The organism is Lysobacter oryzae DSM 21044 (assembly GCF_059568595.1).
On the sequence record NZ_JCANTQ010000010.1, the window covers coordinates 104,830 to 116,029 of the forward strand.

The 11,200-nt window shown below is 65.7% G+C and carries 10 protein-coding genes; 6 read left to right on the forward strand and 4 right to left on the reverse strand.

Annotated features, from left to right (window positions below; genetic code table 11):
* Positions 1-27 precede the first annotated feature (27 nt).
* Complete coding sequence (locus tag BP05_RS06635) at positions 28-279, forward strand: hypothetical protein (RefSeq protein WP_496361728.1); 252 nt, start codon at positions 28-30, stop codon at positions 277-279.
* A 58-nt stretch (positions 280-337) separates the two neighbouring features.
* On the opposite strand, the gene BP05_RS06640 is transcribed toward BP05_RS06635, so the two are convergent.
* Entirely contained in the window at positions 338-961 is a 624-nt protein-coding gene (locus tag BP05_RS06640; RefSeq protein ID WP_496361730.1) for a sulfotransferase family 2 domain-containing protein, read from the reverse strand.
* Between the two features lie 103 nt (positions 962-1,064).
* Here BP05_RS06640 and trhA point away from each other — a divergent pair, with 103 nt between their 5' ends.
* On the forward strand, positions 1,065-1,715 hold the full coding sequence (trhA, locus tag BP05_RS06645; protein WP_496361732.1) for a PAQR family membrane homeostasis protein TrhA: 651 nt from the start codon (positions 1,065-1,067) through the stop codon (positions 1,713-1,715).
* Between the two features lie 127 nt (positions 1,716-1,842).
* Entirely contained in the window at positions 1,843-3,807 is a 1,965-nt protein-coding gene (locus tag BP05_RS06650) for an AsmA family protein (RefSeq protein ID WP_496361734.1), read from the forward strand.
* A gap of 12 nt (positions 3,808-3,819) precedes the next feature.
* On the opposite strand, the gene BP05_RS06655 is transcribed toward BP05_RS06650, so the two are convergent.
* From BP05_RS06655 to mtgA, 3 genes are read right to left on the reverse strand one after another with little or no spacing between them, the layout of a single operon-like run.
* Entirely contained in the window at positions 3,820-4,248 is a 429-nt protein-coding gene (locus BP05_RS06655; RefSeq protein WP_496361736.1) for a CBS domain-containing protein, read from the reverse strand.
* Positions 4,208-5,227: a glycosyltransferase family 2 protein gene (locus BP05_RS06660; RefSeq protein ID WP_496361738.1), complete on the reverse strand. Its 1,020-nt coding sequence runs from the start codon at positions 5,225-5,227 to the stop codon at positions 4,208-4,210. The genes BP05_RS06655 and BP05_RS06660 overlap by 41 nt, the downstream gene beginning before the upstream one ends.
* A 43-nt stretch (positions 5,228-5,270) precedes the next feature.
* Positions 5,271-6,050, reverse strand: a complete 780-nt coding sequence (gene mtgA / locus BP05_RS06665) for a monofunctional biosynthetic peptidoglycan transglycosylase (protein WP_496362308.1) — start codon at positions 6,048-6,050, stop codon at positions 5,271-5,273.
* 101 nt (positions 6,051-6,151) lie between these two features.
* Here mtgA and hslO point away from each other — a divergent pair, with 101 nt between their 5' ends.
* The 3 genes from hslO to BP05_RS06680 all read left to right on the forward strand — a co-directional run bounded on the left by hslO (position 6,152) and on the right by BP05_RS06680 (position 11,161).
* Entirely contained in the window at positions 6,152-7,048 is an 897-nt protein-coding gene (gene hslO, locus BP05_RS06670) for an Hsp33 family molecular chaperone HslO (protein WP_496361740.1), read from the forward strand.
* 143 nt (positions 7,049-7,191) lie between these two features.
* Positions 7,192-8,001 (forward strand): XOO1806 family protein, encoded by an 810-nt coding sequence (locus tag BP05_RS06675; protein ID WP_496362310.1) that lies wholly within the window; start codon positions 7,192-7,194, stop codon positions 7,999-8,001.
* 229 nt (positions 8,002-8,230) lie between these two features.
* Complete coding sequence (locus BP05_RS06680) at positions 8,231-11,161, forward strand: TonB-dependent receptor domain-containing protein (RefSeq protein ID WP_496361742.1); 2,931 nt, start codon at positions 8,231-8,233, stop codon at positions 11,159-11,161.
* Positions 11,162-11,200: the final 39 nt, after the last annotated feature.

Genomic DNA, 11,200 nt, shown 5'->3' on the forward strand with positions numbered 1-11,200 from the left:
CCAAGCATCCAATTCAAGGGGAAACGTATGTTCTGGTTGGGAGTCATCCTGTCGTTAGTCGGTAGCCTGTGGATCGTGGTCAATGCTTTCCGCACCAGCGTGCTGTGGGGCCTGGGCTCGCTGTTCGTTCCGTTCGTGTCGCTGGTCTTCGCGCTGCTGAACTTCGCGGACAACAAGATCCCGCTGCTGCTGTGCGTGCTCGGGATGGTGGCGTGCTTCATGGGCTGGGGCAGCTACGTAGCGCAGTTGCAGGACGCGGGCGCGATGATGCCGCAATAACAAGCACCTTGAGGCAGCACCGAACGCCCGGCACGCGCCGGGCGTTCCTGTTTCGGCCTCAGAAGCCGTAACCAAACAGTTCCAGGTCCCGGGCGTACAGCTCCGCGACGCCATCGATGAGCGCCTGGTCGTAATAGTCGCGGTACTTTCCGCGCTTGGAGCTGTTCACCTGCCCCAGGGGCGAGGACGGAATCCCGATCCTCGCGCAGACCTCGTCGTATGACGCCTGCATCTCTTCAACGCGCCCGACGTAGTCGGCCAGCAGCCGCCCCTCGTCGTCGGTGACGAATGTATGCTGCGGCTGGAACAGGACATGGTGCATCGGCCGCAACTCGAACAACATCTTGCGCATGACCTGCTGCGGGTCCTTGTCGAATCCGCCGGTCTCGCGGGTCATGAACGCGCAATAGGACACGAAGCGGTCGAAGGGATTGCGCACGAAGGCGAACTTGAAATAGCCCAAGAACGCTTCCTCGCCCAGGAATGGCCTCACCTGCTGCAGGCTGATGTGCCCGTGGCGGATGCGCGCCAACTCCTCGAATGGAAAGCGCTTGTTGACGAAGAGTCCCACCTGCTCGAGATCCTCCGCACTCATGTGCTCGCGCAAGGCCTGCCTTACCGAATGCGTTCCCGTCTTGGGAATGGCGGCGAAGACGAAACGATGCTGGTGGGAAATGATCATCCGCGTGTAATCATCAGCCGCGCTGGGCGTTCGGGCCCCAGATCATAAGGCCCCGGGACCGACCCAGAGCATTTGCTCCAGCCAGGACATCGATGCTCCGACCATGACGACGAAGCCCGCGAGCCACACGATCCGCGAGGAAATCGCGAATGCCCTGACCCACGGGGTCGGCGCCACGGCCGCTCTCGCCGGCGGCGCGGTGCTGGTCGCGCTGGCGGCGCGGTTCGGGGATGGCTGGCAGCTCATCGGCGCGATCGTCTTCGGCGTCTGCCTGCTGCTGCTGTACGTCGCCTCGACGCTCTACCACGCGATCCAGCACCCAGTGGCCAAGGCGCGGCTGAAGGTGTTCGATCACTGCGCGATCTACCTGCTCATCGCCGGCACCTACACGCCCTTCACCCTGATCGGCCTGCGCGGGGCGCTCGGCTGGTGGCTGTTCGTGGCGATCTGGACGCTGGCGTTGGCCGGCATCGTGTTCAAGCTGTTCTTCACGGGCCGCTTCAAGCTGCTGTCCACGCTCATCTACGTCGCGATGGGCTGGCTGGTCTTGGCGGCGATCATGCCCGTATTCCGCGCACTCGATGGCTGGACCTTCGGTTGGCTGCTGGCTGGGGGCGTGTGCTACACGCTGGGCACGGTGTTCTACCATCGGCCCTCCATGCGCTACTCGCATGCGGTATGGCACATGTTCGTGATCGCCGGCAGCGTGTGCCATTACGTCTCTGTGATGGCACAGGTCGTTCCCGCGGCCTGACGCCTCTCCGCTGAATCCGCGACAACGCGTTCACCGACGCTTGACCCGCATTTGCCGATGGTGACGGCAATGGCGATGCGCCGCGGAAGCCAGGAGGTCCCGCTCCGCGGGCCCTCGATCCTCCGACATGGATACGCAACGTTCCCCCGGAAAGGCCTTGGCGACTGTCACCGCATTGCGGCGGCATCCGTGGCTGACGGCGCTCGCCCTGGTCATCTGCGGGCTGATCGTCCTGGTCCTGCTATGGGACTGGAACTGGTTCAAAGGCCCGATCGAACGCCAGGTGGAGGCGCGTACCGGCCGGACCTTTGATATCGGTGGCGATCTCGATGTCGACCTCGATTGGCGCGCGCCGACGATCCGCGCGGACGCGGTCAAGTTCGGCAACGCCGCGTGGTCGAAGCAGCCGATCATGGCCTCTGCCGATCGCGTCCAATTCCGCATTGGCATCTGGCCGCTGCTGCGCCGCCAGGTACGCATCCCGGACCTGCGGCTCACCCGCCCCGTCCTGCATCTCGAAGTCGGGCCGCAGCGCATCGGCAACTGGAAATTCGGGCAAGGCGGTGAACCTAACGCGCAGTTCTCGCAACTATGGATCGATGACGGGCGGCTGACCTACGTCGACGCCGCGAATCGAACCGACATCGCGACCAGCGTGGCCAGCGATCGCGATGCCGACAACGCGGCGTCATCGGTCAAGATCGAAGGCGGCGGCCGCTGGAAGGGCAACCGCTTCGCCATGCACGGCCGTGCCGAATCGCCCCTGGCCCTGCGCGACCGCCAGCGCCCGTATCGCATCGACGTGCACGGCAGCGCGGGCAACACGCGCGCGCACGCGCGCGGCACGCTGGTGGACCCGGTGCTGCTGCGAAACTTTGACCTGCAGCTCGCCCTCTCCGGCAAGGACATGGCGGACCTCTACCCGCTGCTCGGCATCGTCACCCCCAACACCCCGCCCTACCAGCTCGACGGGCGCCTGACGCGGGACATCGTCGATGCGAAGAAGCGCACTTGGCATTACGACAACTTCCACGGCGTCGTTGGCGACAGCGATCTTGCGGGGGATGCCAGCGTAACCGTCGGTGGCGCACGCCCATTCCTGCGCGCGACCATGGCGTCGAAGCGGCTCGATTTCGACGACCTCGCCGGCTTCATCAACAAGGCACCGCAATCCGGCAATGGCGAGTCGACCAATGCCGAACTCGCAGCCCGGGCCGCGAACGATCGCGCGCGCGCGCGCCTGCTACCCGACCGCCCGTACGAACTGGACAAGCTGCGGGCCATGGACGCGGACGTCCACTACAAGGCCCATCGCATCAATGCGCCGAAATGGCCGCTGGACGACATGGACACGCACCTGCTGCTCGAGAACGGCCTGCTGCGCCTGGAGCCGCTCAACTTCGGCGTCGCCGGCGGGCAGATACGCGCCGTCGTCCGCATGGACGCGCGCGAGAGCCCGATCCGCACCCGCGCCCGGATCGATGCGCAGGGACTGAAGCTGCGCGAGATGGTCCCGGACGTGAAGCTCGCGCAGGATGCGATCGGTCGCATCGGCGGCGACATCTCCCTGAGCGGCACGGGCAATTCGATCGCATTGATGCTCGGAAGCAGCAACGGCGACGTGGCCATCGGCATGGGCAGCGGCCAGATCAGCAACCTGCTGATGGAACTGGCGGGCATCGATATCGCCGAGGCGCTCAAGTTCATGGTGCGGGGCGACCGCAAGGTTCCGGTGCGTTGCGCGTTCGGCGACTTCGACGTGAGCAATGGGGTGATGACAACACGCTCGCTCGCCTTCGACACCACGGACACCATCATCGTCGGCGAAGGCACGATCAACCTGCGCGACGAGACGCTGCAGCTCAAGCTGCGCCCACGCCCGAAAGATCGCAGCCTGTTCGCGCTGCGCGTACCCCTGTGGATCGACGGCACCTTCAGGAACCCCGAATTCCACCCCGACTACGGCCGGATCGGCCTGCGCAGCGCCTTGGCACTCACCCTCGCCAACATCGCACCGCCAGCCGCGCTGCTGGCGACACTGGAACTGGGACCCGGCAAGGACGCGCAGTGCGGCGGTCGCTACGCCAGGTGATGCCGGACGCGATCAGCTCGCGATGTAGCGCTGCAACTGGTCGAGTTCGACCTGCTGGTCCTCGATCACCGCTTTCACCAGGTCGCCGATGGATACGACGCCGATCACCTCGCCGCCACGCACCACCGGCAGGTGGCGGATGCGCTCGTTGGTGACGATCTGCATGCAACGATCCGCGGTGTCTTCGGGCCGCACGGTGATGACGTCGCCGGTCATGATCGTGCTCACCGGCGTGTCGCTGGACGAGCGCCCCTGGAGGACGATCTTGCGCGCGTAATCGCGCTCCGACAGGATGCCGACCAGGCGCGAACCTTCCATCACCAGCACGGCACCAATGCGCTTCTCGGCCATCAGCCGGATCGCATCGATTACCGGCGCATCAGGCTCGATTGCGTAGATCTCAGGGGCTTTCGCTTCGAGCAGCTGCCGTACGGTGCGCATGGCTCTCTCCTTCGATGGCGACTGGCGAGGAAGAGAATACTCCTGCGGCGGGCTTCCAGGCATCGACCAGGTAGAGCGGCCGCTGCTTGGCTTCCTCGTACAACCGGCCGAGGTATTCGCCGATCAGGCCCAGGGCGATGAGCTGCACGCCCCCCAGGAACAGGATGACCGCCATCATGGTCGGCCAGCCGGCGACCGGATCACCCCAGAACATCGCCTTGATCACGATCCACAAGGCGTAGACGAAGGCGACCGCAGCGGTCATCAGCCCCAGGTAGGTGGCCAGGCGCAACGGCGCGGTGGAGAAACTGGTGATGCCCTCCAGGGCGAAGTTCCACAGCCGCCACAGGTTGAACTTGCTGGCCCCGGCGCTGCGCGCTTCGCGGTGGTAGGGAATGGCGACGGTATTGAAGCCGACCCAGCCGAACAGTCCTTTCATGAACCGGTGGCGTTCCCGCAGTTGCCGCAGGGCGGCCAGCGAACGCTGCGAAAGCAGGCGGAAATCCCCGGTATCGGCGGGGATCGGGGTGTGCGACAGACGGCCGATCACGCGGTAGAAGGCATGGGCGGTGCTGCGCTTGAGCCAGCCTTCGCCCTCGCGTTCGATACGGGTGCCGAATACGTCGTCGTAACCCTCGCGCCACTTGGCGACGAACTGCGGAATCAGTTCCGGCGGATCCTGCCCGTCGGCGTCCAGGATCAGGGCCGCGCCCGCCTCGACGTGGTCCAGGCCTGCGGTCAGCGCCGCCTCCTTGCCGAAGTTGCGTGACAACCGCAGCAAGCTCACGCGCGGATCCTCGGCGGCGATGCGCTGCAGCACGGCCCAGGTGTCATCACCGCTACCGTCGTCGATGTAGAGCACGCGGCCCTCGACGTCCGGCATGCCGTCGAGCACGGCCCGCAGGCGCGGATGCAGGAGCGGCAGGGCCTGGGCCTCGTTGAAGGCTGCAACGACGACGGTCAGCAGGTCACGGATCATGGGCGAATGGTACCGGTCGGCGCGCACCGGTGCGTCTTCGCGCTCAATCGATGCGCTGCAGGAAGGGCGGCCCACCCATGTAGCGCATCTGCCGCTGGATCGCGTTGCTGCGCCGCTGCACGTAGGGACCGGGGCGCGCGATGCTGTAGCGGCGAGGATTGGGCAGCACGGCCGCCATGCGCGCGGCCTCGGCCGGCGCGAGGTTCCTTGCATCCTTGCGGAAGTACGTGCGCGCTGCAGCCTGTGCCCCGTATACGCCGTCTCCAAGCTCGACGGTGTTGACGTACACCTCGATGATGCGGCGCTTCGGCCAGGTGGCTTCGATGAGCACCGTGTACCAGACCTCCAGCCCCTTGCGTGCCCAGCGCGTGACGCCCTGCCCCTTCCACAGGAACAGGTTCTTCGCCGTCTGCTGGGTGATCGTGCTCGCGCCGCGAATGCGCTTGACCGGGCGATTGCGCTTGCGTGCCCGTTCTTCTGCGCGCTCGTTATGGACGCGCGCCTTCTCGATCGCCTTGAAGTCGAAGCCGCTGTGGGTGGCGAAGTTCTGGTCCTCCGACGCGATCATCGCCAGGGGAACGTTCCGCGAGATCTCATCCAGATCGCGCCAGTCGTAGGCGATGCGGAAGCCGAAATCGCCCGACCCCCACGCCTCCAACTGCCGCGCGGTCATGAACGCGGTGAACGGTGGATCGAAGAAACGTAGGAGCAGGACCTGCAGCGCCGTCAGAGCAACAAAGAGCAGGGGCAGCCGCCACAGCCAGGCCCGCCAGCGCTGACGCGCTGGCTTCGGGGCGATGACCCGGCCTGGAGCTTGTTGAATCGCGTCTTGCACCCGGTGTCCCCCGTCCCCATTTCGCGGTCATCCCGCAACCGATGGCGCGCATTATCGTGGATGTCGCGCGCCTTACCGTACGAGCCACCATGACGACCTCCGCAGACCGTGACCAGCTGACCCGTTTCCTGATCGAAGGCGCGGGCGTCCGCGGCGTGCGTGTCCATCTGCAGGATACGTGGCAGCAGATCCGCACCCGGGCCGAATATCCTCCGGCGGCCTCCGAACTGCTGGGCGAAACCGCCGCCGCGGCCGCGCTCTTCACCGGACACGCCAAGGTCGACGGCCGGCTTTCGGTCCAACTGCGTGGCCACGGCGCGCTGCGCACCCTCTTCGCGGAGTGCACCGCCGCGGGAACGCTGCGCGGCATCGCCCAACTCTCGGAGGAAGGCACGGTTTCGCGTGACCTGCGCGAGCTCGGCCCCGACGCGATGCTTGCCATCACCATCGAGAACCCGTCGCGCGATGGCCGCGAGCCGATGCGATACCAGGGGCTGGTCGGTCTGGAATCCGATTCGCTCGCAGGCGCTTTTGAGGACTATTTCCGCCGTTCGGAGCAATTGCCCACGCGCCTGCTGCTCGCCGCGGACGACAACGCCGCCGCGGGCCTGATGCTGCAGAAGCTACCCGGCGATGCGGGCGATGAGGACGGATGGGTGCGCGCGGGGGCCCTCTTCGACACGCTCACCCCCCGGGAACTGCTGGAATGGAGCGGCGAAGAGCTGGTCACCCGGCTCTTCCACGAAGATGGCGTGCAGCTGCTGGGGAGCCGCCCCCTGTCCTTTGCCTGCTCCTGCTCGCGTGAGCGGGTCGAAGCCATGCTGACCTCGCTAGGGCACGAGGAGGCCCATGCCGCGCTGGCCGATGGGGAAGCGGTGGTCCGTTGTGAGTTCTGCGGACAGTCGTACCGCTTCAGCCCCGAGCAGATCGCCGGGCTCTTCGTGGTTAGTCCGGACCTCCAGCCGGCGCCCGAACGGACCCAGTGACGGGCTTGCGACGCACCGCACAGATTGTTAAATAAGCATAAAGTAGCTATAGTCCTAGGCCCAGAAAGCGGGGAACTTCACCGGCAGGACCCGGTCGTAACCACGCCATGAAAGCGCGCCTCTTCCAGCTGCCACTCGCCATCCTGCTCGCCCTGGGCGCAGTAGCGGGCGCGCACGCGCAATCGGGCGGAGGCAAGACAGACGCCACCCTGCTGCCGGTCTGGAACACCAACGGCAAGCTCGAGGCGGTCCTCCAACTCGAGCCCAGCACCACTCCCACGGCCGGCGCCCGCTGGCGCGTGGGCGGCAATACGCTGGACGCGGCCTTTGGCGTCGCCGCCGGCGACACACTGGGCCTGGTTTGCGACCGCCAGAGCGGCCTGGCATCGGCCATCGGCAATCTCGCCAACCATTGCATGCTGGCCACCCTCGACAACGACGGCAGCGATCGCCAATTCGCGGCAGGAGCCAGCCTGACCCGCGGCAGCGGCCGCCTCGGACTGATTCTGGGCAACGCTCGCGACGCCCTCCCCGGTTGGCTTAGCCCCAACACCAAGGCCGGCAGGCTCGACCAGAACAGCCTCACGCTGTACGGCCAGAAGAATATCGGCCGCGAAGCTACCGTTTCCATCGGTGGCACGCTCGCGCGCGCGCGCCTGATCCCGGCCGACGACATCCCCTCCGAAATGGCCGATCGCTGGACCACCAAGACCTTCACGGTGGGCGCCGGAGTAGGCAATTTTGGCGCGAACATCATCGGTCGCGTCATCGACACCCCAGGTGTTCCGGGCGAATGGGGCGGCCTCGGCCTGGGCTTCACCTGGCGCACTCCTTGGAGCGGTCAACTGACCGTCGGAGCGGAAAACGTGGTGACCCGGGGCAAGAACCCGTTCGCCCCCAGCGACAAGGACGAAGGCACCGTGCCCTACGTCCGGTACGAACAGGACCTCTGAGTCCCGGGTTAGTTGCACCCGCCCTCCCAGGGCGTTTCTCCCTCCCTGAACACCGCTCGGGACCCCTCCGTGGGGCTGTCGCGACCATTCGTCGGCGCTTGTTAACGACACTTTAATTTTTCCGGGGAGCCGTCTACTATCCGGACGGCCTTGCCGGTTTTGGTGTCTTCCTTGACTCCGCCGGGGAGGTTCCCATGGGAAACAAACCAAGACCGACTTGGAGAGAGAGATGACCTTGAAGACCACCAAGCTCCGCGATGCGATCACCCTCGCAATCGCCGTGGGCACCATTGCGGGTACCGGCACTGCGTTCGCGCAGGAAACGGCACCGCAGCCGCAAGAAAGGGAAGCCACCACCCTCGATCGCATCGAAGTGACCGGCTCGCGCATCAAGCGCACCGACATCGAAACTTCGCAGCCCGTGTTCTCGCTGAGCCGCGACGAAATCAGCGCGCAAGGCCTGACTTCGGTCGGCGACGTGATCCAGAACATCACGTCCAACGGTTCGACCCTCAACAGCACGTTCAACAACGGCGGCAACGGCGAAACCCGCGTCAGCCTGCGTAACCTCGGTTCCAACCGCACCCTGGTGCTGGTCAACGGCCGTCGCTGGATCGGTGGTACCGGTCTGGGCGGCGCGGTCGACCTCAACACCATCCCGACCGCTGCGGTCGAGCGCATCGAAGTGCTGAAGGACGGCGCCTCGTCGATCTACGGCTCCGACGCGATCGCCGGCGTGGTCAACGTGATCCTGCGCCAGAACTTCGACGGCGCCGAAGCCAACGCTTACATCGGCCAGTTCGACAAGGGCGACGGCACCCGTCAGGCCTACGACTTCACCGTCGGCAGCGCCGGCGACCGCTGGGCTGCCATGCTCGGTATCGGTTACGTGAAGGAAGAGCCGGTGTGGGCGGGCGACCGCGACATCTCCGCTGAGCCCGTTGCCGGTACCGGCACCGCGTTCGGCAGCTCGACCACCCCCGGCGGCCGCTTCGCCCTCTGCACCGGCGTAATCAACCCGATCACCGGCGGATGCAGCGTGGCGGAAACCCGCCCGACCACGGCGACGCCTGGCGGCACGGCCGGTGGCGGCACCCAGACCCCGGGTTCGGTTGGCCAGTTCACCTACAACGACGGCACCGCCGGACGCGACTGGCGCAACCGTACTGGCGCGGACTTCTACAACTTCGCTCCGGACAACTACCTGCTGACCCCGCAGGAACGCCGTTCGATCTTCGCCAACGGCTCGCTGGACATCACCGACAACCTGCGCTTCAAGACCACCACGACCTACAACGAGCGCGTGTCCGAGCAGCTGCTCGCGGCGATGCCGATCGTGCTGGGTAGCGGCCCCGGTGCCAACACGCAGTCGCGCCAGATCAGCATCAGCGCCAACAACATCTACAACCCGTTTGGTGCTCCGGTCAGCCGCATCCAACGCCGCGCCGTGGAAACCGGCGGCCGTTCGTTCAACCAGGACGTGTCGACCTTCGCGTTCGACGGCGCGTTCGAAGGCAGCCTCGGCATCTGGAACGACCGCGTCCTTGATTGGGAAACGGGCTTCTTCTGGGGCCGTAACCAGTCGAACAACGTCACCAACGGTCTGTTCAACGTCCTCGCGCTGAAGAATGCGCTGGGCCCGTCGATGCTCGACGCTTCGGGCACCCCGGTCTGCGTAACCACCGCCGGCAACCTCGGCACGGTCATCCCGGGCTGCGTCCCGCTGAACCTGCTCGGCGCCCCGGGCTCGATCACTCCGGAGATGCTGGACTACGTCACCTTCGTGGCGCACGACCAGTTCGAGTACAAGCAGAAGACCTACTACGCCAACATCGGCGGCGAGCTGTTCGACATCGGCGACGCCGGTGCGTTCGCGTTCTCGTTCGGTCTGGAACACCGCACCGAGTCGGGCTTCGACTCGCCGGACGCGCTGATCAACTCGGGCAACACCACCGGTAACGCCCGTACCGCCACCGCCGGTGGCTACAGCGTCGACGAAGCGTACCTGGAACTGGCGATCCCGCTGCTCAAGGATGTGCCGTTCGCACGTCTGCTCGACCTGAGCGTCGCGACCCGCTACTCCGACTACAGCAACTTCGGTGACACGCTCAACAGCAAGTTCGGTTTCCGCTGGAAGCCGATCGACGACCTGATGATCCGTGGTAACTGGGCCGAAGGCTTCCGCGCTCCGTCGATCGGTGAACTGTTCGCCGGTCTGGGCGACTCGTTCCCGACCATCGCCGACCCCTGCAACCTGGCTTCGTTCCCGAACCTGTCGCCTGACGCGCAGGCTCGCTGCGTGGCCCAAGGCGTGCCGGCCGGTGGTTACGACCAGGGCAACCCGCAGATCCGCATCAATGTCGGCGGCAACCCGAACCTGCGTCCGGAACTGTCGACCTCCAAGACCCTGGGCTTCGTCTACAACCCCAGCTGGCTGGAAGGCTTCGACATCTCGCTGGACTGGTGGCAGATCGAGATGCAGGACACGATCACGGTCACCAGCGGTCAGACGATCGTCGATGGCTGCGTACGTGATGGTCGCCAGGACTTCTGCGCCCTGTTCACCCGCAACCCGGGCGGTTCGCTCAACCTGACCTCCGGTCCGGTGAACTTCGGCGATCTGAAGGTCGAAGGCTACGACATGACCGTCGGCTACAAGCTGCCGGAAACCGCGTGGGGCAAGTTCAGCTTCACCTGGGACACCACGTACCTGGCGAAGAGCGAAGGCACGGCGGCCCCGACCGCGATCGGCGAGTACAGCCAGAACAACAACGGCTGGCGCATCCGCTCGAACGTGGCCACGCGTTGGGAGATGGGCGACTGGGGTGCGACCTGGAACATCCGTTACTACGATGACCAGGACGAAGACTGCCAGGCGTTCGTCGACTACGGCTACTCGTTCCTGTGCTCGGACCCGGACCGTATCGTCGACGTCGAAGGCGTGCCGACCCCGGCTGCACAGAACCACATCGGTGCGACCACGTACCACGACGCCAGCGTGTACTGGAATGCGCCGTGGAACGCGAAGATCACCCTGGGTCTGAACAACGTGTTCGCCAAGGACCCGCCGCGTTCGGTGCAGGCGTTCGCCAACAGCTTCGACCCGCAGTACGAAGTCCCGGGCCGCTTCTACTACATGCGTTATACGCAGAAGTTCTGATCGGCTTAGTTTGTAAGTACCACCGCTACGGCCCCGAAA

What these genes read in the sequence shown, in the direction of transcription:
- BP05_RS06680 (WP_496361742.1), top strand. Translation starts at nt 8,231, where the DNA reads ATGACCTTGAAGACCACCAAGCTCCGCGATGCGATCACCCTCGCAATC.
- BP05_RS06640 (WP_496361730.1), bottom strand. Translation starts at nt 961, where the DNA reads ATGATCATTTCCCACCAGCATCGTTTCGTCTTCGCCGCCATTCCCAAG.
- BP05_RS06635 (WP_496361728.1), top strand. Translation starts at nt 28, where the DNA reads ATGTTCTGGTTGGGAGTCATCCTGTCGTTAGTCGGTAGCCTGTGGATC.
- BP05_RS06655 (WP_496361736.1), bottom strand. Translation starts at nt 4,248, where the DNA reads ATGCGCACCGTACGGCAGCTGCTCGAAGCGAAAGCCCCTGAGATCTAC.
- BP05_RS06660 (WP_496361738.1), bottom strand. Translation starts at nt 5,227, where the DNA reads ATGATCCGTGACCTGCTGACCGTCGTCGTTGCAGCCTTCAACGAGGCC.
- BP05_RS06650 (WP_496361734.1), top strand. Translation starts at nt 1,843, where the DNA reads ATGGATACGCAACGTTCCCCCGGAAAGGCCTTGGCGACTGTCACCGCA.
- trhA (WP_496361732.1), top strand. Translation starts at nt 1,065, where the DNA reads ATGACGACGAAGCCCGCGAGCCACACGATCCGCGAGGAAATCGCGAAT.
- hslO (WP_496361740.1), top strand. Translation starts at nt 6,152, where the DNA reads ATGACGACCTCCGCAGACCGTGACCAGCTGACCCGTTTCCTGATCGAA.